Origin of the sequence: Nocardioides stalactiti (assembly GCF_014180715.1) — a bacterium.
Lineage (GTDB): Bacteria > Actinomycetota > Actinomycetes > Propionibacteriales > Nocardioidaceae > Nocardioides > Nocardioides stalactiti.
This window is the reverse complement of sequence record NZ_JACEFC010000065.1, coordinates 1-24,520: the sequence shown is the minus strand read 5'-3', so window position 1 is coordinate 24,520 and position 24,520 is coordinate 1. Positions and strand designations below refer to the sequence as shown.

Genomic DNA, 24,520 nt, shown 5'->3' with positions numbered 1-24,520 from the left:
TGCTGACCCCGCGCAACCCGTCGCCGCGCATCAGCCGATGCACAGTGCACCGGGCGATCCGATGCCCGCGCCGGTTCAGCTCGGCGTGCATCTTGCGGACCCCGTACACGCCGTAGTTGTCGACATGGACGCGACGGATCATCTCCAGGCGTTGCTGATCGGCGACTGCGCGCGGGGACGGTGGCCGGGTCTTGGCGGCGTAGTAGCTGCTCGGGGCGATCTGTATCCCGGCCCGGCGAAGGATCCGGCAGATCGGCTCGACCCCGAACCGCTCGCGGTGCTGATCGATGTAGTCGACCACCACCGCGGTACTCACTTCAGCTTGCGGTCGAGCTCCGCCGCGGCGAAAAAAGCTGCGGACGTCCGCAAGATCTCATTCGCCCGACGAAGCTCACGGACCTCACGCTCCAACTCAGCGATGCGCTGGGCGTCCTCGCTGGTGACACCGGGACGGTGCCCCTCGTCGATCTCGGCCTGCTGGACCCAGTTGCGCAACGTCTCGGGATTGATCCCGAGCTGCTCACCGACCCGGCGCAGTGCACCGGACCTGGTCGCAGGGTCACGCCGGCAGATCGACTGCCATCCGAATCGCTCGCTCCCGAAGCTCGTCGGGATACTTCCTCGGTGCTGCCATGACTCTCATCCTTCCGTGGAATGAGAGCCTCCATCAGACCCGGCACGCGACAAACCGTAGGCGGCGGGGCTCGACAACGCCATGATGGAGAGCTTCTGGTCCTCGATGCAGATCGAGCTCCTCAACCGCCGACGGTGGAAGACCAGAGTCGAACTCGCCAACGCGATATTCGAGTACATCGAGATCTTCTACAACCGCCAACGACGCCACTCCTCACTCGGCTACCGCACACCCATTGAGTTCGAAGTAACCTCCGAGGACGACACCGCCAGCGCAGTCAATTAGCCACTAAATCTGGAACCCAAACGGTGGGGCACCTCAAGTTGTCACCTATCCGTGCAGCAGTCCCCAGTGCCGACCAACCCGAGGCTACTCAGATCCTAAGAGACGCGCCAGGGCGGGCTGGGCTTGGGAACCCAACTCTTCGCTAAGCGCCGAACTGACTTCCTGAGTCATCGCCCGCCGGAAAGCACTAAGGAAGCCTTGCACGGCCAAGGGACTGATGCGTGCATGGATCCCGCTGATCCGATGCCACTCCTCCTCGGGCAGCCCAGCCTCGATGAACTGCTTCCAGAGGCTGTCGCGGAACAAGTCAACGAAGCACTTGGCAACCTCCTTGGCTGAGCGCACCTGCAACTGCGTAGCCTCGGCGACTCCTTCAGGTGGCAGACCGACCCTCACAGCCTCGGCAGCGGCAGTAAGCAAACCAGGAGCGGTCACGGTCACGTTGCCCTCTGCATCAAACTCCGCACCAAAAAGGTCGCCAAACAGGCTCAAGGCTTCCGCATCGACGGGGACGCCGAACATGCCAGCAATGTGCTCCGGGGTGAAGGTGGTCGTCGGTTCCGCGTCCCACGGAGCCACAAGACCGCGAACGACGGCCAACATCGTTTCCCCAGCATCGTGCGGCACACCTGACAGGATCTGCTCGATACTCGCGAGACTGAAGCCAGCCGACTGCATCTCCTTGATGAAGTTCAGTCTCGCCAGGTGCGAGCCGTTGTAGTAGCCAACGCGACCCTTCATCGAAGGAGGTGGGAGCAGCCCCCGCGTGGCATGAGATCTCAACGTTCGCACGGTCATTCCCGAGGCATACGCCAACGAGTCGATCGTCATCAGGTCATTACCGCCGATACTCACAGGGCTATCATAGGCGGAACACCGTGATCGAACATGGAGGCAGTAGGTCTCCTCGGGACTGTCAGATTTCCGGTGTAACTGGCCACTGGCGTCTCTAGTTGTCCGAGGGGCTGATGCGTCCCTCGAAGGTGATGGCGAACGCGTTGAGCGCGGCCTTCCATCGGATGACCCATCGTGCCCGACCGGTGCCGGTCGGGTCGAGTGAGCGGGTCACCAAGTACAGGTACTTCAATGCGGCCGCGTCGTTGGGAAGTGTCCCCTCGCGCGGACCGCGCGCCGGTATCGGGCGTTCAGCGACTCGATCGCGTTGGTGGTGCAGATGATCTTCCGGATCTCCACGTCGTAGTCCAGGAACGGGATGAACTCGGCCCAAGCGTTGCGCCACAGCTTGACCGCGGCCGGGTACTTCCCGCCCCACCTCTCGGCGAAGTCGTCGAGCCGAGCCGCGGCCTGCTCGGCGTTGACCGCGGTGTAGATCGGCCGCAGGTCCTTGGCCATCGCCTCCCAGTCCTGCCTGGCGGCGTAGCGGAAGGTGTTGCGGATCAGGTGGATGATGCAGGTCTGAACCGCGGTGAACTCCCACGTCGTGGTGATCGCATCCGGCAGTCCCTTCAGGCCGTCGCAGACCGCGATCAGCACATCCTCCACGCCGCGGTTCTTCAGCTCGGTGAACACCGAGAGCCAGAACTTGGCGCCCTCACCGCCGTCGCCGGCCCAGATCCCGAGGATGTCGCGCTCGCCGGCAGTGGTGACGCCGATGACGATGTAGAACGGCTTGTTGGTGACCTGCCCATCGCGGACCTTGACCACCAGGGCGTCGATGAAGATCACCGGGTACACACGGTCGAGCGGACGGGTCTGCCATTCGGCCATCTCCGCGGTGACTTTCTCAGTGATCCGGCTGATCGTGTCCTTGCTGACCGATGCGCCATAGACGTCGGCGAAGTGCGCGGCGACCCCGCCGGTGGTCAGGCCACGGGCGGTCAGCGACAACACGATCTGGTCGACCCCGTCGAGCCGCCGCTGGCGCTTCGTCACGACCTTCGGCTCGAAGGTGCTGTCACGATCCCGTGGAACCTCCAGCTCGACTGGGCCTACATCGGTCAGCACGGTCTTGGTCCGGGTGCCGTTGCGGGAGTTGGCGCCGTTACGGCCGACCGGATCGTGTTTGTCGTAACCGAGGTGCTCGGCCAACTCCTCTTCCAACGCCGTCTCGAGCACGGTCTTGGTCAACCCGGTCAACAGACCCCCCGGCCCGACCAGGTCGACGCCCTGCTCCCTGGCCTGATCGACCAGCCGCTGCGCCAGCGCCTGCTTCTCATCCTCGTCGAGCTCCATGGGCTCGATCGTGTCGGTCATGATCCCTGCTTCCCGCCAAGCCACCGCTCGGCGTGTCAGGCCAGGGACCAGTTACACCGTTGATCTGACAGACCCCCACCAGGTGCCACGTCTTGTTGGTCGGCCCGACTCAGGACTTCCGTGCCATGCGGCGCGAAGGTCTCTCTTCACCAGTCATCTACATAACGTCATTTGACGGTACGCTTCTACATGATACTATTCCAACCGTCACAGACCATTTGGAGATGGAGACACGCATGCCTATCGAACTTCCCGCTCGCAGTCGCGTCGCCATCATTGGTAGCGGGTTCGCTGGCTTGGCCATGGCGGTGCGACTCAAGCAGGAAGGAAGGCATGACTTCGTCGTCTTGGAGAGGTCGAACGACGTAGGAGGCACATGGCGAGACAACGACTACCCCGGCTGTGCGTGCGACGTGCCCTCGAACCTCTACTCCTTCTCGTTCGCGCCCAACCCAAGGTGGAGCAGAGCCTTCTCCCAACAGGCCGAACTGCTCCGCTACCTTCGCGATACGGCCGTACGCTTCGGCGTCTGGCCGCACATCGCCTTCAATGCTGAAGTGCTTCAAGCAACGTGGCTCGAGAGCGACCAGGAGTGGGAGATCGAGACGCGCGCTGGCACCGTCCGAAGCCAGATCCTGGTCTCGGGCGCCGGGCCGTTGAGCGAGCCCTCATACCCGGATATTCCTGGCATTCAGGACTTCCAAGGGACGATGTTCCACAGCGCGGAGTGGAACCATGATCACGACATGACCGGAGAAAGGGTTGCGGTTGTCGGGACGGGGGCTTCTGCGGTGCAGTTTGTCCCTCACGTAGCGGATGCAGCGGGCGAGCTCACGGTTTTCCAACGCACTCCCCCGTGGATCCTTCCTCGCCCCGACCGCAAGGTGCCAGAACTGCAAAAGCAGCTGTACGGCAGCATCCCTGTCTTGCAAAAGGCAGTGCGCACCGCTGTCTACTGGCGACAGGAGGCAATGCTGCCGGGGCTGGTCCATCGACCCGGATTGCTCCGCGTGTTCGAGAAAATGGCCCTGACCCATATGCACTGGAAGATCAAAGACCCCGAACTGCGTCGCAAGCTAACTCCAGACTACAAAATTGGTTGCAAGAGGATCCTTATCGCGAACGATTTCTACCCGGCCCTTACCCGAGCCAACGTGTCGGTGAATACCGAGTCCATCGAGCGCATCAGCCCTCACAGCATCATCACGAGTGACGGCCGCGAGCACGAGATCGACACTCTCATATTTGGAACGGGCTTCCACGTCACCGACACCGCCATTTCGGATCGCGTGCGTGGTCGCGAGGCGGAGACACTCTCCGAACGATGGAAGGGAAGTCCACAAGCGTACCTGGGAACTTCGGTTAGCGGATTCCCCAACCTCTTCCTCCTAGTAGGACCCAATACCGGTCCCGGCCACACATCTGTTGTGTTCTACATCGAGTCCCAGGTCGCTTTCGTGCTCGATGCACTTCGTACGATGGACCGGCTTCATCTGTCGAGCATTGATGTTCACCGCGAAGTCGAGGAGGATTTCAACCGCGAGATCGACCAGCGGATGAAGGGCACCGTATGGACGACCGGCGGTTGTGGGTCATGGTACCTGGACGCGAATGGCAAGAATTCAACCCTGTGGCCCGGGTTTAGTTTCGAACTTCGCTGGCGCACCCGAAAGTTCGACATTCGCTCCTATGCGGCCCAACATCAGTAGACTTTCTACCTGGCGTTTCTGGGAGAAGAAGTCGAAAGGCCGATACCGTTCACGAGATCTTCTTCTGGCGAGACTTAGGTGGGCCGAAATCTCAACCCCGACGTATTTAACGATTCGAACATTTCGACTCCGCGCCGCTTGACTAGGCGACTGCAGGCGGAGTTTAGAGGTGACGTGGCCCGGCGGACTACTCAATGAGGTCGCGACGACCGAACCCATGAAGTTGCATATCCGTTCTGAACAACGACGCGCGGTCCGCGCTGATGGGATTTCAAATGAACTACTTCAGTACCAAGGTAGCCGCAGTTACGGGGGCCGCGTCGGGGATCGGTCGTTCCTTGGCGATCAACCTGGCTGGACAAGGGTGCGCACTTGCACTGTCTGACATCGACGGCACTGGTTTGGCCGAGACCGAGGCGCTGTGCCGCAGTGGCGGTTCGCTCGTGACGAGTGACATCGTCGATGTAGCTAGTCGCTCTGCCATGCACGAATGGGCTGACTCGGTCGTGAGCACTCACGGGAAGGTGAACATGATCTTCAACAACGCCGGAGTCGCTCTTGGCTCGACCGTGGAAACCATGACTTGGGACGACATGGACTGGCTGATGAACATCAATTTCTGGGGGGTAATCCACGGCACCAAGGCATTCTTGCCCTATCTAATCCAATCGGGCGAAGGTCACGTGGTCAACGTCTCGAGCGTCTTCGGCCTCGTCTCGATTCCCACCCAATCGGCCTACAACGCTTCGAAATTCGGTGTACGCGGATTCACTGATGCTCTCTATATGGAGCTGAAGGCTGCCAGACATCCAGTCTCGGCGACGACTGTCCATCCCGGCGGCATCAAGACGAACATCGTCAAGAACGCTCGACTCAACGATTCATTGGAAATTGCCACCGCCCAAGAGGCGGCACACAGCAGGTTCCAGACGATTGCCATGACCTCGCCGGACAGGGCGGCGCGGATCATCCTACGAGCTGTACGAGGCGGTCGACGAAGGGTCACCGTGGGGCCCGATGCTAAAGCGATCGATCTCTTGTCGCGGTTGCCTTCTCCCCTCTACCAGAAGGTCCTCGTCCTTGGAGCGAGGCGCGAGTTGGCTTGATCATTGACGGGTGTCAGACGTTGACTAGGCGCCGCAGCCGCGTCGTCGAAGTCTTTCCCACACGCTGCCGATGTCACTTTGGCCGGGCTTTCACGAGCAAAGTCACAGTGTCACCCTCATGCGACGCTCTACCAAACTACTTGGCGTTGCGTGACGACGGGTTTAGACTTGGAGTCTAAACTTGTAGGGCAAGCCCGAGAAGGTGGTCGTCATGCGTCACGTCCCCGCCCAGATCGCCGCTCGATTGACGGCCGCTGCCGAGCTGTTTGCTGATCGTGGCCTTGAGGACACCAAGGTTGAGGACGTTGCGACCGCAACTGGAGTGCCGAAGGCGACGCTGTACTACTACTTCGCCGGGAAGGAGCAGATCTTGGCGTTCCTGCTCCAAGAGACTCTTCAGCAGATGGCCGACGAGGTTGCGATCGCGATTGAGTCTTCTGACTCGGCCGCGGTCCGGTTGGCCGAAGTTGTGCGGGCTCAACTGCGGGTGATGGCCGATCAGCCCGCCGTCTGTCGAGCACTTATCGAGAATCTCGGTCGCGCGGGGCGCATGCCTGAGATCGCCAACTCCGTGACGGAGGCCTACTACTCGCCGGTCCAGCAGCTCCTCGACGAGGGGGTGCGCGACGGATCCCTTCGGGCGACGAAGGACCCAGCCACGACCGCGATGGTTTTGTTCGGCGCGGTCACGATGAGTGCGCTGGCGTACCTGGCGACAGGGCGTTCCTTGAGCCCGGAGGACTTGAGCCCTTCGATCCTCTCGGTAGTTCTGGATGGTCTTCGACCTGCGGATTCGGCGAACTAAGGCCTGCGGTGATGCATCCGACGCTGGGACGTCTGTCCTCGCTGATAGGCCCGACCGTCCGCCTGCGCCCTCGGCTCCGATCCAAGCCGGTCGCGGAAGGCGAGCGCAGGGATGCGACGGCGACCTCTGTCAAGCGGCGGGACTGAGGATGGCGGAGCGTCGAGTCGGCTGGCTTTCTCGGGCTTGTGAGGTCGGGATGCGTTTCCCGCGGCTCGTGGTCGTGGGGTGGCTGCTCGCGGCAGCCGCGGTGACGGTGGGGGTGCCGTCGTTGCCTTCGGTGGTTGAGCGCAGCAGCGCTGCGTTCGTGCCGGAGGACGCTCCTTCGTTGGCCGCGTTGCATCGAATGGATGAGGCGTTTGGGTCTGGAAGGACGGAGTCCTACGCCTACGTGGTGTTCAGCAACGACGCGGGCCTGAGCGCAGTGGACATCCAGGCTTACCGAGGTCTGGTCCGGGCCCTGGAGGGGCACGAGGAGCGGGTCTCCGATGTCCAGCACTTCGTCGGCAACAAGGGGGCTCGGCGTCAGCTGGTCAGCGAGGACGGTCAGGCCGCGTACCTGGTGGTCGGGCTGACCAGTGGCATCGGGTCGCCGAGCTCCGAGCGCGACGTGCGCTGGCTGCGTGACCAGATCACCGAACTGCCGGTCTCGACGGGCACCACGACCTATGTGACCGGCGACCCGGCGATGATCACCGACCTGACCAGCGAAGTGAATGCCGCGTCGGTGAGGATCACGGTGGTCTCCGGCGCGCTGCTGGTCGTGATCTTGCTGATCATTTACCGCCGGATCACCACGGTGGTGCTGACCCTGGTCACGATCGGCGTCGCGCTGGCCTGCGCGCGGGGAGTTCTCGCCTGGGCCGGCGAGCAGGGGATGGCGCTGTCGACCTACACCGATGCCTTCGTCACTGCCATCGTGCTGGGCGCCGGGACCGACTACTGCGTGTTCCTGATCAGCAGGTTCCGGGAAGCCTACGGACGCGGGGCCGGCCCGCTGGCGGCTGTCCAGGAGTCCGCGACCAGGGTGGGCCCGGCGTTGCTAGCCTCCGCGGGAACCGTCATCCTCGCGGCGATCTGCCTGGGCTTCACCCAGCTGGCTATCTTCTCCACCACCGGACCGCCAATGGCGATCTGCGTCGTGGTCACCGTCGCGGTCAGCTTGACGTTCACGCCAGCGCTGATGGTTTGGTTCGGTCCCAGGATCGGGCCGGCGCGCCCCCCAGCACCGACCTCTGTGTGGTCACGGGCCGGTCGGCTGGTGGCGCAGCGACCGGCTCGGGTACTGCTGGCCGGCACCACCGTGCTGCTGGCGCTGGCTGCGTTCTTGCCGACGATGGTGATCTCCTACGACCAACGCAACTCCCAACCCGAGGGCACCCCGAGCAACCAGGGGTTGGCGGTGCTGGAGGATCACTTCCCGCGCAACGAGACCCTGCCGGACTACGTGTTGGTGGAGTCCCCGCGCGACCTGCGCAACCCCAAAGACCTGGCCGTGCTCAACGAGCTCAGCCGTGCCGTGGGCAAGGTCGACGGCGTCACCGGCGTACGCAGCATCACCCAGCCCGCTGGTGAGCCGCTCGAACCGGCATCGATCGCCCGGCAGCTCAAGAGACTCGCCGATGGGTTCGGCCGCGCCAGCGACGGGCTGGAGGAAGGCCGGCCCGGACTGGAGCGCCTCTCTTCAGGAAGCGCCCAGTTTGCCGACGTGATCGACCAGGTCGCCAACGGCGCCGAGCGCGCCCGCGACGGCGTAGGGCGCCTGGTCAACGGAACCACCGACCTCTCCGACGGGCTGGACGAAGCAGCTGCGAACACCGACCGAGCAGCCCAAGGGGCCTACCAACTAAAGGCAGGTGCCGAGACCCTGACTGCAGGGCTCCAAACCGCGCACGACCAAGTCAGCATGGCTGTCGACGGCATCGACCTGATCGTCCAAGCCCTCAACCGTGACCTGCTGTGCACCACCGACCCGGTCTGCCGCCGCTCCCGGGAAGGGCTAGCCGAGATCCATCGCGGCCTGAAGAACGAGCTCCTCCCCGGCCTGCAGCGTGCAGCCGACGGCGCAGCACGTATCGCCCGCGGCCAAGGCCACCTCGCCGGTGGCCTCGACCAGCTCGCGTCGGGACTGGCCCAAGCAGAACGCGGCGCGAAGCGGATCGCACACGGACAGCAGCTCCTGCGCACCCGGCTCGGTCAGATGGCCGACGGCACCTCCCAGATCGCCCGGAACGCCGACGCCTTCGCGCCAGGCATCGAAGAGCTCATCGACCAGACCAACGCGCTCGCCGAGAACCTGCAACGCTCAGAGTCCTACCTTCGCACGGTGAACCGACAGGCCGACACCCCCGAGGCCGGCGGCTTCTACCTACCCGCCAGCACCCTGCGCGACAAGCGGTTCGCGTACGCTCGCGAAGTCTTCCTCAGCCCAGACGGACGCATCGCGCGCATCCAGGTCACCGGCGACACCGACCCCCTCAGCCCAGACGGACTGCGCCGCTTCGAGGAGGTGCAGAACACCGCCGAAACCGCGCTCGAGCAGACCCGCCTCGCCGAGGCGACGGTCAGCGGCACCGGCGCCGCGGGCCTCGGCGCCGACCTGAACCGCTACCTGCTCGACGACGCCAAACTCGTCGTGGCAGCCGTGCTGCTGGTCGTCCTGCTCCTGCTCATCATCACGCTGCGCTCGCTGGCCGCGCCCCTGTACCTGCTCGTCTCGGTGGCACTGTCGTGCGCCGCGGCACTCGGCCTGACCACTCTGGTCTTCCAAGACATCCTCGGCCACGACATCCAGTTCCCCGTACCAGTGATCACCTTCGTGCTACTGGTCGCTGTCGGCGCCGACTACAACATCTTGCTGATGAGCCGGATGCGCGAGAACGGCACCGCCCTCACCCGCGCCAAGGTCGGCGAAGCCGTCACCCTCACCGGCCCCGTGATCACCTCCGCAGGCATCATCTTCGCCAGCACCTTCGTCGCCCTGCTCGCCTCCCCAGTGATCACCCTCGCGGAAACCGGATTCGCAGTCGCCGCCGGGCTGCTGCTCGACACCTTCGTCGTCCGCAGCCTCATCGTCCCCGCCTGCGCGGCCCTTCTTGAGGACCGCAACTGGTGGCCGGCCCAGATGCGGCGCCACGGGCCAGTGGAGTGACGGGCCGCTGCACCAATCCACTGGACGGGCCTCACCACCATCGACTTGGGCCGCAGAATCGGCGCTCAACGTGCTCGAATGATTCGGGGCCACCCACAACCCCTGCCCGAGACGATGCGGCCTCGAAGCCGCCCGCCCACGGCGGCGACCTTGACGGCACCGCTACGTCCGCCGCTGCACCATCAGCATCAGGACGATCACCCGCGCAAGAACCCCATTACTGCGAAATCTATCGTCGTCGCCACCGACGGCCGCGCACCTCACTAGTTTGCGACGCTCGAAAATCGCGGGTTCCAAATGCTCAGCCACGCGCTACGGTGTTACAAACCCGGTACAAAAGGCCGGGACATCGCGACGTTTGCGCAGGTCAACATGGGTCAGCCAGTCAGTACTACGACATCTGAGGCAGACAATCGCTTGACCGGGTCACGGACTTGGTGAAGGTGCTGACCTGCGAACTCGTCGAGGACGACCGACTGTTTGTATCGAGTTGAGCCTGAGCCCGACTTGCACGGACGTCGATGGACTCAATCCGCAGGACCGCCGGATTTCAGGCCCAGCCACGGATGTCCACACGCATCCATGTTTGGCCCAATGAGCCCTCCGACGGCGGCTCTTGCGGACAAGTTGCTGACAAGCGGCAACGCAGAATGCCAAAGGCGGTTCCCGGATCTCTCCGGAAACCGCCTCTGACCTGGTGTTTCTCTTTGTAGCGGGGGCAGGATTTGAACCTGCGACCTCTGGGTTATGAGCCCAGCGAGCTACCGAGCTGCTCCACCCCGCGTCGGTGAATCCAACGTTAATGCATCGGGTGAAACCGCACCAAATCGGTAGCGGCGGTGCGGGTCACTCCCCTTCGCCGGTGCCGTCCGTCGCGGTGTCGGTGGCGTCGTCGGAGGGGTCGTCCGTCGCCCCGTCGGTCGCCTCGTCGCCCGTGCCGTCGGTCGTGTCGTCGCCCGCGGCACCACCGTCGCGCTGCTCGATCAGCTCCAACGCCTGCGAGAAGTGGTCCTGGGCCTCGTCGACGAGGTCCGCCCACTCAGCGATGTTGCCGGCCGCCCGCGCCTCGTCCGCCGCGGCGAAGGCCTCGTCGGCGAGCCTGAGCTGGTTGGCGATCCGCTCCTCGAGCGACTTCGGCTCCTTGGGGTCGTCCGGGTCGTCGGGGTTGTCCGGGTCGTCGGGGTTGTTGTCCGGCGGGTTCGTCCCGGTGTCGGCGTCCTCGAGCCCGAGCGCATCGCCGAGGGCCTCGGCGAGGTTCTCGCCGATCCCGACGCTGCCGTCGTAGCTGACGATGATGAACTGGAGGATCGGATAGGCCGAACCACCGGAGCGCACGGCATAGACCGGCTCGATGTAGATGAGCCCGTCGTTGATCGGCAGCGTGAGCAGGTTGCCGTAGATCGGCGGCGTCTGACCGGAGTTCGTGTAGGGCAGCAGCGCCTCGCGGACGTCCTCGTCCTGGCTCATCTCGTTGGCCACCTGGCCGGGCGCGGGAGCGTTGGCGTCGTTGAGCTTGAGCAGGCTGATCGACCCGTAGCCGCTGTCGCCCTCGTCCGTGGCGTCCGAGTTCACCGACGCGAAGGACGCGACGGTGTCCTTGCCCCGCGGAGTGAAGACGGAGGTCATCGACCACTCGCTGCTGCCGTCCGGCAAGGGCGTGAACACGCGGTAGGGCGGCTGGAACGTGTTGGTCACGTTGGGGTCCTGGGCGACCTCCCAACGGTCGCTGCCCTGGTAGAAGTCGTCGGCCTTCTCCACGTGGTACTTCGCGAGCTGGTAGCGCTGCACCTTGAAGTAGTCCTCCGGGTAGCGGAGGTGCGTGAGGAGAGACTCCGGGATCTCCGACTTCGGCTGCACCGCGTCGGGGAAGGCCGACATCCAGGTCTGGAGGATCGGGTCCTCCTCGTCCCAGGCGTACAACGTGACCGTGCCGTCGTAGGCGTCGACCGTCGCCTTCACCGCCGAGCGCATGTAGTTGATCTCGTCGGTGGGGATCGTCTGGAGACCCGTCTCCTCCTGGAGCGCGTCGTCGATCATCGACTCGAAGGACTCGCGCTGGGAGTTCGGGTAGCGGTCGCTGGTCGTGTAGCCGTCGATGATCCACTGGATCCGGCCGTCGATCACCGCGGGATACGGGTCGGAGTCGACCGTCAGCCACGGCGCGACCTTCTCGACGCGCGTCACCGGGTCGCGGTTGTAGAGGACCCGCGAGTTCTCGTTGACCCGGCCGGAGAGGAGGAAGTTCGTCTCACCGAACTTCACCGCGTACATGAGCTGGCGGAAGGTGCTGCCGACGTCGACGCCGCCCTCGCCGCCGTACGTCGACTCCTCCTCCTTCGCCTCGTCCTCGGACGCCGCGTCGCTGGGCAGGGTCAGCCCCAGCTCGACGTCGGGGTCGTCCTCCTCGGCCTTGCCGACGATCGAGTACGACGGGCTCTGCTCGCCGTAGTAGATGCGCTCCTCGAAGCCCTCCCCCTCCGACAGCGCGTCGTCGCTCTGGATGCCCTCGGCCCAGGCGACCTTGCCGTTGAGGTCGCTGTCGCTGGTCTCGATCTGGTTGGCGTAGGCCGCGATGACGCCCTCGCCGTGGGTGTAGACCGTGTGGAGGTTCGACCAGTTCTGGTCGTCCTCGTTGATGCCCGACTGGTCGAGCTCACGCACGCCGAGGACGAGCGGCTCGTCGCGACCGTCGATCTCGTAGCGGTCGACGTCGAGCACCGGCGCGACCGAGTAGTACGCGAACAGCTGCTGGCGCTGCACGAAGGTCTGCCGGACCTGCTTGGGGTCGACGACCGGGACCTGGAGGAGCTGGCCGTAGAGCTGGTCGAACGCCTCCTGGCGCTCCCGGTCGGATCGGGTCTCGCCGACCTGGTCGTCCGGCACGCCCGCGTACGGCTCCGGTTTCACGTCGGCGATGCCGAACGCCTCCCGGGTCGCGTTGATGTTCTCCTGGATGTAGGCCTCCTCCTTGTCCGCCTCGGTGGGCTTGACCTGGAAGTTCTGGACGATCGCCGGCCAGATCATGCCGAGGAGGATCGCGGACAGGACGAGCAGTGCGAGACCGACCGAGGGCAGCTGCCAGGTGCGGCGCCAGATGTTCAGGAAGAAGAGGATGGCGCAGATGACGGCGACGCCCATGAGGATGTTGCGCGCGGGCAGCAGGGCGTTCTCGCCGGTGTAGTTCATGCCGGTGAAGAGGCGGTTGTCGTCGGTCACCAGGTCGAAGCGGTCGAGGTAGTAGTCGACGCCCTTGGCGAGCACGAAGATTCCGAGCAGCACCGAGAACTGGACCTGGGCGGCGCCGGAGAGCCGGTCGTGCGGGACCTGGAGGCGGATGCCGCCGTAGAGGTAATGGACGATCGCGGTGGCGATCACCGCGATGATCGCGGCGGCCATCACGAAGTCCGTGACGTAGTGCCACCACGGCAGCTTGAAGACGTAGAAGCTGATGTCCTTGTCGAAGTACGCATCGTTCTGGTCGAACGGCTGCGCGTGCCGCCACAGCAGGTAGGTACGCCAGTGGCCGAGCGCGGAGGTGCCCGCGAAGAGGCCGACGACGAGCGCGACCCCGGCGAGCAGCCAGGTGCGGATCGGGGTGACGGCGTCGCGGTAGCGGTCGACGCTGGCGTCACCGCCAGGCATGCGGAAGAGCGGCCGGAAGCGGTAGGCGAGGTACATGTTGACCGCCACCGCAGCACCCATGAAGACGCCGAAGACCAGGAACAGGCCGATCCGGGTCCACAGCATGGTGCTGAAGACCTGCCCGTAGCCGACCTCCTCGTACCAGAGCCGGTCGGTGAAGATCGACGCGAACGTCGTCAACAGGAAGAAGCCGATCACCAGCGCGACGCCGGTGATCACGAGCGCGCGGGCGCGGCTGCCGGGACGTCGGGTCTCGACGTCGCCGGGCTCGTCGTCGAACAGGTCGCTCACGGTGTGTCCCCTGACTCTGTGGCCGATGGATCTGCGGCCGTTTCCTCGGACTCGTCCTCAAGTGTCGCTCGCAGCAGGGCGAGCAGGCTCGGTACCAGGTCCGGGCCGCCCAGCACGGCCGGGTCCTCGTCGTGCGCGCGCAGGCGCATGGCGCAGTACGACGCGCCGTGGCGGGTGACGCCCGCGACGATCCGGACCTCCTGGCGGTCCGGGTGCTCGCGAGCGAACTCGACGGCCTCGGCCGGGTCCTCGGGGACCTGGCCGTCGGCCGCGGGCGGCAGCACCAGCCTCTCCACGACAGCCGCGCACCCGATGACCGAGGCGGGCCAGCTGATCGAGGGCAGGAAGCCTTCCAGCTGCTGGTCGGCGGCGAGCTCCTCCTGCTCGATCGGCGTCAGCGAGCCGCGCTCGCGCGACTCGTCGAGACCGAGCATGGCGGCCAGCGCCGGCTCGTGCGCGACCAGCGAGGCGGTGTCGACGAGCGCGTAGAGGCGCGCCGGCTGGTCCCAGCCCGCGGCTGCGTGGTGCTTCTCCAGCTCCAGCACGGCAGCGGCCAGGGCGGGATCGATCTCGAGCTCGAAGTCCATCTGCACTCTCTCGGTCAGCAGCTCGGAAGGTCGGCGTCGCGGTCGGCGGCCCACGCCTCGAGCGCCTCGAGCGCCTCGTGCATGGTGGTCGCCTTGACGAGCGTCAGGTCAGGGTCGAGCCCCTCGACGTCGCCGCAGTTGTCCTGGGGGACGAAGAAGAGCTCGGCCCCGGACTCCTCGGCGCCGGCGATCTTCTGCTCGATGCCGCCGATCGGGCCCACGGTGCCGTCGTCGGCGATCTCGCCGGTGCCCGCGACGACCGCGCCATCGGTGAGCGAGCCGGGGGTCAACGTGTCGTAGACCGCGAGAGCGAACATCAGGCCGGCGCTCGGGCCGCCGATCGACGGGTCGACCGCGATGGTGACGTCGAACGGGAAGTCGTAGCCGATGCCCGGCACCACGCCGATCCGCATCTTGCCCTCGTCCTCGCGGGGCTCGATCTCGACGGTGAGCTCCTTGCGGTTGCGCTCGATGAGGAGCACGACCGGGTCACCGGGCCCGTGCTCCTGCACGGCGTCGACGAGCTGCTGGGCCGGGTCGGCTCCGGGGCTCGTCGCGTCGAGCGGCTCCCCGTCCACCTCGAGGAGCTTGTCCCGCACGCGGAGCTCCTTGAAGGCGGGCGTCCCCTCGGTGACGAACGCGACCTGGAGGACCGGGTCGACATCGATGCCGAGCTCGCGCATCGCGTTGGCGATCGCGGTGTCCTGCGAGGTGACCATCGAGACGGCGCCCTCGACCTCCTCGTCCTGGGCCGTCTTGTCCGGCGGGTGCGCGATGTCGTAGGGGATGACCGCCCGGTCGTCGTCGAACCAGGCCTGCATCGCCTCGAGCAGCGTCTTCTTGTCGTCGATCGCCGAGGAGCTCACGGTCGTGAACCGGATCTGGCCCTCGTCGCGATAGCTCTCGTGGCCGACCACCTGGATGATCTCGGCCTCGTTGCCGTCCTGGGCAAGGATGTCGAACGTCGGTCCGGGGCTGTAGACGGAGTACGGCAGCGGGACCAGCATCGCCACCGCCAGCAGCAGCACTCCGAGCCCGCCGGCGCAGAAGAACGCGATCCAGCGCTGGGTGGTCGCGCGCGCGTCATCCATGGCGTTACCTTCTCACCCGCGCCCAAGGCGCCCCGGACCGGATCTCAGGAGCGGCGTCAGGACGCGCGGCGGTCGTGCTCCGGCACCGGATCCGACACTGGATCCGGCACCGTCCCTGCGGCCGGCTCAGCCACGGGGTCGACAGCCGGCTCAGCAGCGGGCGCAGCGACCGGCGGGAGCGCCTGGGGCCGAGGCGCACGGAGCGCGACACCGGTGCTGCGGTCAGGCGCCCGGCGCTCCACGGCGTAGCCGGGACGGCGCTTCTGCTCACGGGTCAGGGCCTCCCCGAGCCGGCGCGCGGCCGTCTCGCGGTCGATCTCGCCGCGGCCCTCGCGACCCCACCAGGCGACCCACAGCATCGTCACGAGCGTGACGACGGCCGCAGGTACGAGCCAGAGCAGGATCTCCACCTCGCGAGCGTACGGCGGCGGAGCGGCCGGTCGGCTACGGCGCGCCGACCCACTCCTCGGTGCCATCGACGAAGAGCTGGTGCTTCCAGATCGGCACCTCCGCCTTGAGGGTGTCGATGAGCGCCCGGCTCGCCTCGAACGACGTCCCGCGGTGGGCCGACGTCGTGGCGACGACGACGGCGAGGTCGCCGATGGCGAGGTCCCCGACCCGGTGGACGGCGGCGAGCCCCGCGACGTCGTACTGCTCGGCGACCCGGTCGCAGACGTCGGCCAGCCGGTCGAGGGCGCTGGGGTGCGCGGAGTACTGCAACCCGGTGACGCCCTTCCCGCTGTCGTGGTCGCGCACCCGGCCGACGAAGAGCACCAGCCCGCCGGCGGCGTCGTCGTCGAGGCTGGCGAGCACGTCGCCGACGGAGAGGGGCTCGTCCTGGATGCCGACGAGACGGACGGCGGGGTGGCTCACACGCGCAGAGTACTTTGGACGCATGGCGAACGACCCCGAGCCCGACCCCGCGGACGACGCAGGCGCGGGCGAGCCCAACCCGTTCAAGGGCACGCCCTTCGAACAGTTCTTCGGCCCTGGCGGGCCGCTCGGCGGGATGGCCGGGCTCGGCGGACTGGGCGCCCTGGGCGGCGCCGGAGGCTTCGACCTCAACCGGATCATGAGCCAGTTCAAGGCGATGATGGAGCCGTACGACGGCCCGCTGAACTGGAAGGTCGTCGACGACCTCGCCCGCGCCGCCGTGGCCGAGCAGCCCGACCCCTCCCCCGGGCGCCGCGACCAGGACCGGGTGGCCGACGCCGTCCGCCTGGCCGACCACTGGCTCGACACGACCACCGCGTTCCCCTCGGGCGTGACGTCGACCGCGGTGTGGAGTCGTGCCGAGTGGCTCGTCGAGACCCGCGAGGCGTGGAAGGTCCTCGTCGAGCCGGTCGCCGCCCGCTCGGTGAGCGGACTCGGCAACGCCCTTCCACAAGAGATGCAGGCGACGGCCGGTCCGCTGCTCGGCATCATCGGCCAGGCCGTCGGCGGGATGATCGCCTCCCAGATCGGCCAGGGGCTCGGGGCGCTCGCCGGCGAGGTCCTCACCGCCTCCGACATCGGCGTCCCGCTCGGCTCCCCCGGCAAGGCCGCGCTGGTCATGAGCAACGTCCGTGAGTTCGCCGGCGGCCTCGACGTGTCCGAGGACGACGTCCTCCTGTATCTCGCCCTGCGCGAGGCCGCCCACCAGCGGCTGTTCGCCGCCGTCCCGTGGCTGCGCGAGCACCTCGTCGGCGCGGTCACCGACTACGCCCGGGGCCTGGAGCTCAACGTCGCCCAGATGCAGGAGCGGCTCGAGGAGCAGATGCGCAGCATCAACCCGATGGACCCCTCCTCGATGCAGGGACTGCTCGAGGGCGGCCTCTTCGAGCCGCCCGTCTCGCCCCAGCAGGAGGCGGCGCTGGCGCGCCTCGAGATCGCGCTGGCACTCGTCGAGGGCTGGGTCGACGAGGTCGTCGGCCAGGCGACCGAGACCCGGATGCCCCCGGCGGCCAAGCTCCGTGAGGCCGTACGACGACGCCGCGCGGCCGGCGGTCCCGCGGAGCAGACCTTCGCCGCGCTGGTCGGCCTGGAGCTGCGACCGCGTCGGCTCCGTGACGCCTCGACCCTGTGGGGCGGCCTGCGTGCCCGCTCCGGCACCGAGGCCCGTGACGGCGTGTGGATGCACCCCGACCTGCTCCCGACGGCCGCCGACCTCGACGACCCGTTGTCCTTCCGTGCCGAGGCCACCCAGCCCGACACGTTGACCGACGACGCGTTCGACGAGGAGCTGCGCAAGCTGCTCGACGGCGAGTCCGGCGAGACCGGCAGCAGCGAGACCGAGTGACGCTGCACGCCGACGCGCTGGCGTCGCTGCGCGCCTGGAGCGCGCCGGACGCCGGCCAGGAGCAGCTGCGCGCCCGCTTCGTGGCACACCTGGAGTCGACGGCCGACGGCATGTGGCGCTCGTCGTACCCCGACCACGTGACCGCGGGTGCGCTCGTCATCGACAGCACCGGCGAGCGGGTGCTCCTCAACCTGCACGGCAAGGCGCGGCGGTGGTTCGCGTTCGGAGGTCACGCCGAGCCGGGCGACCCGACGCTGGCCGGCGTCGCGGACCGCGAGGCCCGCGAGGAGTCCGGGATCCCCGACCTGCGGCTGATCACCACGCCGGCGCAGCTCGACATCCACCCGGTGCCGTTCTGCGACCCGCGAGGTCCCGAGTTCACCGTGCACCACCTCGACGTGCGCTACGTCGCGGTCGCCCCGCCCGCCGCCCGTGAGGTCACGAGCGAGGAGTCGCTCGACGTGCGCTGGTGGCCGGTCGACGCGCTGCCCGAGCTGGAGCCGAGCATGGTCGAGCTGATCGGGATCGCCCGCTCGCTCGTCTGATGCGACGTCAGTCGGCGTCGCCGAGCGGCAGCCCGGTGGCGGCGTCCGGCGGCGCCAGCCTCGCGGCGTCGGACCAGCCGAGCAGGTAGCCCTTGGCCTTGGCTGTGTGTGGGTAGTGGCCCACCCAGCCCCAGAAGGCCTCGTTGTGCCCGGGCTCGATGAGGTGCGCGAGCTCGTGGACGATCACGTAGTCGACGACCCAGTCCGGCAGCCGCTGGAGCCGCTCGCTCAACCGGATCGTCCGGTCCTTCGGGGTGCAGGAGCCCCAGCGTGCCCGTTGGTTGGCGACCCAGGTGACCGACGACGGCTGCGCGAGCCCGCCGAGGTACTGGTCGCTCAGCGCGCAGGCACGCCGCAGCAGGTCCTCGTCGGTACGACGCGCCCGCTGCTCGCGCCGCTGGAGCCGCGCGACCATCTTGCGGACCCAGTCGCGCTCCTCGGCCTTCGACAGGTTGTCGGGCACCAGCACGACGATCCGGTCGTCCTCGACGTAGGCCGACACCGTCCGCCGACGGCGGCCGGACCGGCGTACCTCGACCCGCGGCGTCGGCTCCGACCTGGACACGGGCATGGACCGAAACTACCGCGCGGCCCACTCCAGGAGCCGCTCGACGGGCCACGTGTTGACGATCCGGTCGGGCTCGATCCCGGCCGCCTCGGCCCGCTCGCAGCCGTAGGCCAGGAAGTCCAGCTGACCCGGCGCGTGGGCGTCGCTGTCGATCGAGAACAGGCAGCCGGTGTCCCGCGCCAGCGCCAGGAGGTCGGACGGCGGGTCGCGACGCTCGGGGCGTGAGTTGATCTCGACCGCGACGCCGTGCTCGGCGCAGGCCTCGAAGACGGCTCGCGCGTCGAAGCGGGACTGGGCGCGGGTGCCGCGGTTGCCGGTCACCAGCCGTCCGGTGCAGTGGCCGAGCACGTTCATGCGCGGGTTCTGGATGGCGGCGATCATCCGCCGGGTCATCGGCGCCGGATCCATCGCGAGCTTGGAGTGCACGCTCGCGACCCGGACCTCGAGCCGGCCCAGCATCTCCTCGGACTGGTCGAGCCCGCCGTCGTCGAGGATGTCGACCTCGATCCCCTTGAGGAGCCGGAACTCCCCCGGTAGGGCCGCGAGGTGGCTGTTGACCGCGTCGACGACGTCGAGCTGGCGGGCCAGCCGCTCGGCGCTCAGGCCGCGCGCGACCTTGAGCCGCGGCGAGTGGTCGGTGAGGACCAGGTAGTCGTGGCCGAGCTCCATCGCCGTCATCGCCATCTCCTCGATGGGCGAGCCGCCGTCGGACCAGTCGGAGTGGGAGTGCAGGTCGCCGCGCAGGTCGGCGCGCAGTCCCTCACCGCCGGCGACCTCGAGCACGCCGTACTGGCGCTCGGCATCGGCGAGCCGCTCCGGCATCCGACCTGCGACAGCGTCGCCGATCACCCGCGCGGTGCTGGCTCCGATCCCGGCCAGGTCGGTGAGGCTTCCGGCAGCCGCGCGAGCCGCGACCTCCTCGGCCGGGAGTGGCAGGATCGCCGCCGCCGCCCTGCGGTAGGCCTGGACCTTGTAGGTGTCCGCGCGGCCGCGTTCGAGCAGGAAAGCGATCCGGCGCAGCGCCGCGACGGGACTCCCGTCGTACGAATCGCCCGAATTCACGCCGACACCCCGAAGAACGGGCCAGAAATGTTTTGTCCACAGGCGGTGGACAAGCGGGGGATCGTCTTTGTGCTGGTCATCGGGTCATTCGACCTGCTTCGGCGTCCATGCTTCCTACCTTTTCCACAGGCGTTTCCCAGGCCTGTCCACGGGGCTCGCCCGTCATCCACATCTTTGTCCACAACCTCATCCACAGGGTGGCGTCGCGGCGGATTGACCGCCCTCCGTCGGCTGCCTAGCGTTGCACCCAGATGGGACCCCCGAGGTCGCCACCGCCGTTCGCAAGGGGAAGGCAAACGGCGCGAAGCGTTTCGGGGGTCTCCTCATTTTTGGCTGTTCCCGACCCGGTCATCGGCCCTCGAAGACCGCGGCACGGCGCTCCTGCGCGGCGCTGATCCCCTCCAGCAGGTCGGCTGTCGCCAGCGTGATCGGCTGCGCGAGGGCCTCCCACTCCAGGCACGACTCCAGGCTGGCGTGCGGCCGCGAGAGGGCGATCTTGGTGAGCCGGGTCGCGATCGGGGCCGCCGCCGCGATGTCAACGGCCGCCGCGACCGCCTGCGCCCGGAAGTCCTCCTGCTCGAGCACCCGCGAGACCAGCCCCAGCCCGAGCGCCTCCTCCGCCTCGACGATCCGACCGGTGAGCAGCAGGTCGCGCGCCGCCGACGGGCCGACCACGTCGGGCAGCAGGTATGTCGTCGCCATGCCCGGGTGGATCCCCAACCGGGTGAACGGCACGCCCATCTTGGCTCCGCGGGCCGCGACGCGCAGGTCGCAAGCCAGCGCCATCGCCAGCCCGGCTCCGATGGCCGCCCCGTTGATGGCGGCGATCGTCGGCACCTCGAGCCTGCGGATCGCCAACCAGGACCGATAGAACGGCAGCATCCGCGAGCGGAGGTCGTCGACCCCGGCGTCCGGCTCGCTGGCGAGCCACGACAGGTTGCCGCCGGAGCAGAACGCGCTGCCCTCCCCCGTGACGACGACCGCCCGCACCGACGGATCCGCGGCGAGGTGGTCGACGGCCCTGACCCAGGACGCGGTCATCTCGTCGCTCATCGCGTTGCGGAGCTCCGGGAGGTCCAGGACCAGCATCGCGACCCCCGCCGCGGGCCGTTCGAGCCGCAGATGGGTCAAATCACGGATTTCAGACATGCGGGGCACGCTACTGCTCCCGCTGCGTGCCGTGCCGTAGGGTCAGAGAGGTCCAACGCCCGGTGCGGCGGACCCCGGCGGGCTTCCCCAGACCCTCCCGTCGCGACGACCGAAGAAGAAATGATCAAGGAGGCCGTCATGGCGGAGACCTGGAGCGGTGAGTTCTACTGCGTGAAGTGCAAGGCGAAGCGCGAGGCGAGCGGCGAGGTCAAGGTCAACGACAAGGGCACGCGCATGGCGAAGGCCACGTGCCCTGAGTGCGGGACCAACCTGAACCGGATCCTCGGCAAGGCCTGAGCAACTTCCCCAGCCTTTACGCAGCGGGCGGCCCACCTCACGGTGGTGCCGCCCGCAGCCATTTCCCGGGCGACAGCCCTGTGGAGGACGCCTGCGGCGTCGCGCGCCCCGTGCGAGCCTTCACGGATGACGACGACCGAGCGGCTCGCGCTCCGACCCGGGGTCCCGGTGCTGCGGCGCGACAGCGACTCCCTCCAGGTGGGCCTGCACCCACCCCTGGCCGTCCGGCTCCCCGACGGACCGGCGGTGCGCGCGCTCCTCGACGCCCTCCGCAGCGGTCGGCCGACCGGGCCGCTCCATCCCACGGCCCTCGCCGCCCTCGACCGGTTACGCGCTGCGGACCTGCTCTGTCCCACGGGACGCACCCCGACGCCGCGCCTGACCGCGGCGCAGGCCCAGTTCGGGAGCGATGCGGCCCGCCGCCTCGCCGCGCGTGACACCCTCCGGGTCGGCATCCGGGCGGCGCGGGCCGCGCGCGCGATCGTCGTCGAACTCCTGGAGGTCGCCGGGCTGCGGGCGTCGGAGCGCGACCCGTCGGTGTGGCTCGTCGTCGCCGATGGCGAGGTGGAGCGCGAGAGCCTGGACCCGCTCGTCCGGGCCGGGACGCCGCACCTGGTCGTCGCCGGCTCNCCGGGCCGGGACGCCGCACCTGGTCGTCGCCGGCTCCGCCGCGGGCCGCCGCATCGGCCCGTTCGTCGTCCCCGGCCACACGGCCTGCCTGCGCTGCGTCGACGCCCACGAGGCCGACGCCGACCCGAGACGACCGTTCCTGCTCGAGCAGGCGGCACTCACCGCCGTCCCCGCCCCGGTCGATCCGGTGCTCGACCGCATCGCCTTGGGATGGGCGGTGCGCGACCTGTGCCGCTCGGCCGAGGGCGACGAGCCCAGCACGTGGTCGACGACGGTCGACCTGGGGCCGACGGGCACGCCCGACGTCGTACGACGTCTGCGTCACCCGCACTGCGGCTGCGCGTGGGACCTCGTGCTCGACACGGGCTGAGGAGCGGGCTGGGGTCCGATCGGGCGTCCTACCACCACTCGGCGTCGAGCTTGCTCTCCATCGCCCGCAGGTGGACCCGGGAGCAGTCGGAGCAGAACCGGCGCATCCGCCCCCGCTCGACGGAGGTGCTCCAGGCCAACGGGATGGCGCCGTCGGGGGTGTCGGGGTCGGTCCGGCCGCAGAAGTCGCAGGTCACTGCCACGTGTCCAGGTTAGCGAGGGAAAAGCACGAAGGGCCGGAGGACGACGGGTTGCGTCGTCTTCCGGCCCTTCTCTGTGTCACCCGCGATCAGGTGTCCGGGAGGAGGTCCTCCCAGGTCTGCCTCTCGATCAGAGAGCGCGAGCAAGGGCGAGGCGAGCCTGCTGCGCTGCGCGCTCAGCCTTGCGGCTGACGCGACGGGCGCGGGCCATCTTGGCCTCGCGCAGCTGCTGCGCCTCTCCCAGGCGCGCGACCATATGCGCGCGTGCCAGGTCTTCGTTCATGACGTTCATCTTGTTGCTCCAGTTCAGGTTCAGGTTCATCAGGTGATGGTTGTTTCGGTTGCGGAGGTCTGCTGTCATGCCGCGGTGGCGTCCTTGCGGGGCCGGCCACGGGGCCGCTTGCGCGGGATCACCGCTCCCTGCAGGAAGAGCTCGCCGCCCCAGACACCCCAGGGCTCGCGCCGCTCGAGCGCTCCGGACAGGCACATCTGCTGGACCGGGCAGTCCTTGCACAGCTCCTTGGCGAACTCCACGTCGTGCGGGGACTCTGCGAACCACAGCTCCGGGTCGTTGACCCGGCACGGCAGCCGGTCGGTCTCCTGCTCGGCGTAGCCCTCTGCCTCGTCGTGCAGGTTGCTCAGCGTCGGCTCGAGAACACTGGTCGTCATGTTTCACCTCCTCGTCTTTGACCTGATCGCGTTGGTCGATTCATCGATCCGGGTCTGCGGCGATTCCTGTTCGTCGTGGGCGGATGCCCTGGAGAAACAGAAAGGCCGCGGATCCCGGTTCGGGTTCCGCGGCCTGGAGGCTGCCGATGCTGAGTCTTGTGGACTAGATCGGTGGGCTCCAGGTCAGTGAACCCGGGACGGTGCCGGTGGCAAAAGCGATGTGCTTCGTGCCGACGTGTCCCATGCCGGTGGTCGGTGCGGTCACGCGAACGCGAACGCGCTGCGCCCAGAAATCGGCGCCGAGGACGGCGGCCGGGGTGGCGCACGTGTACGCGAGCGCGCGAGCAGACTGCGGCGCTGCGACGTTGATTCGCATGATGTTCTCCACGGGTGCCACCTCCTTCGATGCGTTGGGCGCGGGCTTTGTCAGGGCCCTGGTGCGCAGGTCTTCAGTACGTGAGGAACACGCTAACCGCGGTTCCATGTAATGAGCAAACCATTTTATGACTATTTCGCAGATTTCTTTGCGAAAGGTCTGGACCACTCCCTCGGAGGCCCTCAGCCCAGGCTGTTGACGAGCGCGAGGACGTCGTCGCCGTAGCGTTCGATCTTGCTCGGCCCGACGCCGTTGACAGCGCGCAGCGAGCGCTCGTCCCCCGGCTTGTGCTCCGCGATGAGCTCGAGCGTGGCGTCGGTGAAGACGACGTAGGCCGGCACCTCGTCGTCGCGGGCCCGCTCCAGGCGCCAGGCCTTGAGGCGCTCGAACAGGTCCTCGTCGTAGCGCACCGGATGGTGGGCGCACCGGCCCCGCTTCTTCTCGGCGGCCGTGCCGAGCGGCTGGCTGCACTCGCGGCAGCGGGCGACCTTGCTCCGGGCGCGGCCGCCCGGTGCGGCCTGCTCGCGCTCGGGCAGCAGTGGCGTGAGGAAGCGCGAGGGCTGCCGTCGCGCCGCCTGCCCCGGGTTGCGGGCTGCGGACCAGGTGACGGTCAGGTCGTTGCGGGCCCGGGTCACCCCGACGTAGAGCAGCCGGCGCTCCTCCTCGACGGTGGCGTCGCGGTCGGCGTAGGTGATCGGCACCGTGCCGTCCTGGACCCCGGCGCAGAACACGGCGTCCCACTCCAGGCCCTTGGCTGCGTGGAACGTCGCGAGGGTGACGCCGTCGGCGGCCGGGGCGTGCTGCTCGGCCACGCGGCGGTCGAGGTCCTCGACGAAGGCCGCCAGGTCGGCGCCGGAGGGCTCAG

24 protein-coding genes, 1 tRNA gene, 2 pseudogenes and 1 other annotated feature are annotated in these 24,520 nt (G+C 67.7%); of the genes and pseudogenes, 8 read left to right on the top strand and 19 right to left on the bottom strand.

Translation table 11 applies throughout. The features are described from left to right. Together H0487_RS24325 and H0487_RS13700 are read right to left on the bottom strand one after the other, a co-directional pair. Nucleotides 1-301: IS3 family transposase (locus H0487_RS24325; protein WP_183094791.1), on the bottom strand; the 301-nt coding region annotated here is incomplete at its 3' end. Beyond that, nucleotides 212-355: a sequence feature (AL1L pseudoknot), on the bottom strand. Its footprint overlaps the gene before it by 90 nt. After that, nucleotides 313-537, bottom strand: a complete 225-nt coding sequence (locus tag H0487_RS13700; RefSeq protein ID WP_220793386.1) for a transposase — start codon at nt 535-537, stop codon at nt 313-315. It overlaps the preceding feature by 43 nt. A gap of 169 nt (nt 538-706) precedes the next feature. Here H0487_RS13700 and H0487_RS13695 point away from each other — a divergent pair. Continuing rightward, nucleotides 707-919, top strand: a pseudogene (locus H0487_RS13695) (integrase core domain-containing protein); the annotation flags it as partial. An 84-nt stretch (nt 920-1,003) separates the two neighbouring features. Here H0487_RS13695 and H0487_RS13690 read toward each other — a convergent pair. Next, a complete protein-coding gene (locus H0487_RS13690; protein ID WP_183094789.1) occupies nt 1,004-1,774 on the bottom strand; it encodes a MerR family transcriptional regulator in 771 nt (256 codons plus the stop codon). Between the two features lie 94 nt (nt 1,775-1,868). After that, a pseudogene (locus H0487_RS13685) lies at nt 1,869-3,133 on the bottom strand (IS256 family transposase). Nucleotides 3,134-3,357: 224 nt separating this feature from the next. On the opposite strand from H0487_RS13685, the gene H0487_RS13680 reads away from it, so the two are divergent. From H0487_RS13680 to H0487_RS13665, 4 genes are all read left to right on the top strand, one after another. Beyond that, complete coding sequence (locus tag H0487_RS13680) at nt 3,358-4,842, top strand: flavin-containing monooxygenase (protein WP_246383566.1); 1,485 nt, start codon at nt 3,358-3,360, stop codon at nt 4,840-4,842. Between the two features lie 275 nt (nt 4,843-5,117). Next, nucleotides 5,118-5,948: an SDR family NAD(P)-dependent oxidoreductase gene (locus tag H0487_RS13675; protein WP_183094788.1), complete on the top strand. Its 831-nt coding sequence runs from the start codon at nt 5,118-5,120 to the stop codon at nt 5,946-5,948. A gap of 211 nt (nt 5,949-6,159) precedes the next feature. Next, complete coding sequence (locus H0487_RS13670) at nt 6,160-6,753, top strand: TetR/AcrR family transcriptional regulator (protein WP_183094787.1); 594 nt, start codon at nt 6,160-6,162, stop codon at nt 6,751-6,753. Between the two features lie 196 nt (nt 6,754-6,949). Then, nucleotides 6,950-9,901, top strand: a complete 2,952-nt coding sequence (locus tag H0487_RS13665; protein ID WP_246383563.1) for an MMPL family transporter — start codon at nt 6,950-6,952, stop codon at nt 9,899-9,901. Nucleotides 9,902-10,611: 710 nt separating this feature from the next. Here the strand turns inward: H0487_RS13665 and H0487_RS13660 are convergent. The 6 genes from H0487_RS13660 to H0487_RS13635 all read right to left on the bottom strand — a co-directional run bounded on the left by H0487_RS13660 (nt 10,612) and on the right by H0487_RS13635 (nt 16,385). Further along, nucleotides 10,612-10,685, bottom strand: a tRNA-Met gene (locus tag H0487_RS13660). A 62-nt stretch (nt 10,686-10,747) separates the two neighbouring features. Beyond that, entirely contained in the window at nt 10,748-13,834 is a 3,087-nt protein-coding gene (locus H0487_RS13655; RefSeq protein ID WP_183094785.1) for a UPF0182 family membrane protein, read from the bottom strand. After that, a complete protein-coding gene (locus H0487_RS13650) occupies nt 13,831-14,421 on the bottom strand; it encodes a PPA1309 family protein (RefSeq protein WP_183094784.1) in 591 nt (196 codons plus the stop codon). Before H0487_RS13650 ends, H0487_RS13655 begins: the two co-directional genes overlap by 4 nt. A gap of 14 nt (nt 14,422-14,435) precedes the next feature. Beyond that, entirely contained in the window at nt 14,436-15,512 is a 1,077-nt protein-coding gene (locus H0487_RS13645) for a YlbL family protein (protein WP_183094783.1), read from the bottom strand. A 56-nt stretch (nt 15,513-15,568) separates the two neighbouring features. Beyond that, on the bottom strand, nt 15,569-15,922 hold the full coding sequence (locus tag H0487_RS13640) for a hypothetical protein (RefSeq protein ID WP_183094782.1): 354 nt from the start codon (nt 15,920-15,922) through the stop codon (nt 15,569-15,571). A 34-nt stretch (nt 15,923-15,956) separates the two neighbouring features. After that, the gene (locus H0487_RS13635) at nt 15,957-16,385 is read right to left on the bottom strand and encodes a molybdenum cofactor biosynthesis protein MoaE (RefSeq protein ID WP_312855946.1); all 429 of its coding nucleotides are present in this window, start codon (nt 16,383-16,385) and stop codon (nt 15,957-15,959) included. 22 nt (nt 16,386-16,407) lie between these two features. Between H0487_RS13635 and H0487_RS13630 the strand changes: the two genes are divergently transcribed. Together H0487_RS13630 and H0487_RS13625 are read left to right on the top strand one after the other, a co-directional pair. Continuing rightward, nucleotides 16,408-17,790, top strand: coding sequence for a zinc-dependent metalloprotease (locus H0487_RS13630; RefSeq protein WP_183094780.1), 1,383 nt, complete (start codon nt 16,408-16,410; stop codon nt 17,788-17,790). Next, nucleotides 17,787-18,335: an NUDIX hydrolase gene (locus H0487_RS13625; RefSeq protein WP_183094779.1), complete on the top strand. Its 549-nt coding sequence runs from the start codon at nt 17,787-17,789 to the stop codon at nt 18,333-18,335. Before H0487_RS13630 ends, H0487_RS13625 begins: the two co-directional genes overlap by 4 nt. A gap of 7 nt (nt 18,336-18,342) precedes the next feature. Here the strand turns inward: H0487_RS13625 and H0487_RS13620 are convergent, their stop codons facing one another. From H0487_RS13620 to H0487_RS13610, 3 genes are all read right to left on the bottom strand, one after another. Next, nucleotides 18,343-18,906, bottom strand: a complete 564-nt coding sequence (locus H0487_RS13620; protein ID WP_183094778.1) for a M48 metallopeptidase family protein — start codon at nt 18,904-18,906, stop codon at nt 18,343-18,345. 9 nt (nt 18,907-18,915) lie between these two features. Beyond that, on the bottom strand, nt 18,916-19,965 hold the full coding sequence (locus tag H0487_RS13615; protein WP_183094777.1) for a PHP domain-containing protein: 1,050 nt from the start codon (nt 19,963-19,965) through the stop codon (nt 18,916-18,918). Between the two features lie 348 nt (nt 19,966-20,313). Beyond that, nucleotides 20,314-21,114, bottom strand: coding sequence for an enoyl-CoA hydratase/isomerase family protein (locus tag H0487_RS13610; protein ID WP_183094776.1), 801 nt, complete (start codon nt 21,112-21,114; stop codon nt 20,314-20,316). A 138-nt stretch (nt 21,115-21,252) separates the two neighbouring features. Here H0487_RS13610 and H0487_RS13605 point away from each other — a divergent pair, with 138 nt between their 5' ends. After that, complete coding sequence (locus H0487_RS13605; protein WP_183094775.1) at nt 21,253-21,411, top strand: DUF5679 domain-containing protein; 159 nt, start codon at nt 21,253-21,255, stop codon at nt 21,409-21,411. Between the two features lie 120 nt (nt 21,412-21,531). Here H0487_RS13605 and H0487_RS13600 read toward each other — a convergent pair whose 3' ends face one another. From H0487_RS13600 to H0487_RS13570, 6 genes are all read right to left on the bottom strand, one after another. Next, a complete protein-coding gene (locus H0487_RS13600) occupies nt 21,532-21,711 on the bottom strand; it encodes a hypothetical protein (protein WP_183094774.1) in 180 nt (59 codons plus the stop codon). Between the two features lie 728 nt (nt 21,712-22,439). Next, complete coding sequence (locus H0487_RS13590) at nt 22,440-22,613, bottom strand: hypothetical protein (protein ID WP_183094772.1); 174 nt, start codon at nt 22,611-22,613, stop codon at nt 22,440-22,442. A 127-nt stretch (nt 22,614-22,740) separates the two neighbouring features. Further along, nucleotides 22,741-22,971, bottom strand: a complete 231-nt coding sequence (locus H0487_RS13585) for a putative WhiB-interacting protein (protein ID WP_512698506.1) — start codon at nt 22,969-22,971, stop codon at nt 22,741-22,743. Then, entirely contained in the window at nt 22,968-23,279 is a 312-nt protein-coding gene (locus H0487_RS13580; RefSeq protein WP_183094770.1) for a WhiB family transcriptional regulator, read from the bottom strand. Before H0487_RS13580 ends, H0487_RS13585 begins: the two co-directional genes overlap by 4 nt. 163 nt (nt 23,280-23,442) lie before the next feature. After that, the gene (locus tag H0487_RS13575; protein WP_183094769.1) at nt 23,443-23,667 is read right to left on the bottom strand and encodes a hypothetical protein; all 225 of its coding nucleotides are present in this window, start codon (nt 23,665-23,667) and stop codon (nt 23,443-23,445) included. A gap of 170 nt (nt 23,668-23,837) precedes the next feature. After that, the coding region (locus tag H0487_RS13570; protein WP_183094768.1) for a 3'-5' exonuclease at nt 23,838-24,520 on the bottom strand (683 nt) is incomplete at its 5' end.

Excerpts from the sequence above, each read along its gene's own strand:
- H0487_RS13680 (WP_246383566.1), top strand. The coding sequence starts at position 3,358 with ATGGAGACACGCATGCCTATCGAACTTCCCGCTCGCAGTCGCGTCGCC.
- H0487_RS13675 (WP_183094788.1), top strand. The coding sequence starts at position 5,118 with ATGAACTACTTCAGTACCAAGGTAGCCGCAGTTACGGGGGCCGCGTCG.
- H0487_RS13670 (WP_183094787.1), top strand. The coding sequence starts at position 6,160 with ATGCGTCACGTCCCCGCCCAGATCGCCGCTCGATTGACGGCCGCTGCC.
- H0487_RS13665 (WP_246383563.1), top strand. The coding sequence starts at position 6,950 with ATGCGTTTCCCGCGGCTCGTGGTCGTGGGGTGGCTGCTCGCGGCAGCC.
- H0487_RS13650 (WP_183094784.1), bottom strand. The coding sequence starts at position 14,421 with ATGGACTTCGAGCTCGAGATCGATCCCGCCCTGGCCGCTGCCGTGCTG.
- H0487_RS13645 (WP_183094783.1), bottom strand. The coding sequence starts at position 15,512 with ATGGATGACGCGCGCGCGACCACCCAGCGCTGGATCGCGTTCTTCTGC.
- H0487_RS13630 (WP_183094780.1), top strand. The coding sequence starts at position 16,408 with ATGGCGAACGACCCCGAGCCCGACCCCGCGGACGACGCAGGCGCGGGC.
- H0487_RS13620 (WP_183094778.1), bottom strand. The coding sequence starts at position 18,906 with ATGCCCGTGTCCAGGTCGGAGCCGACGCCGCGGGTCGAGGTACGCCGG.
- H0487_RS13610 (WP_183094776.1), bottom strand. The coding sequence starts at position 21,114 with ATGTCTGAAATCCGTGATTTGACCCATCTGCGGCTCGAACGGCCCGCG.
- H0487_RS13605 (WP_183094775.1), top strand. The coding sequence starts at position 21,253 with ATGGCGGAGACCTGGAGCGGTGAGTTCTACTGCGTGAAGTGCAAGGCG.
- H0487_RS13600 (WP_183094774.1), bottom strand. The coding sequence starts at position 21,711 with ATGGAGCGGCCCGGTCGGCCGACCGCTGCGGAGGGCGTCGAGGAGCGC.
- H0487_RS13585 (WP_512698506.1), bottom strand. The coding sequence starts at position 22,971 with ATGACAGCAGACCTCCGCAACCGAAACAACCATCACCTGATGAACCTG.
- H0487_RS13580 (WP_183094770.1), bottom strand. The coding sequence starts at position 23,279 with ATGACGACCAGTGTTCTCGAGCCGACGCTGAGCAACCTGCACGACGAG.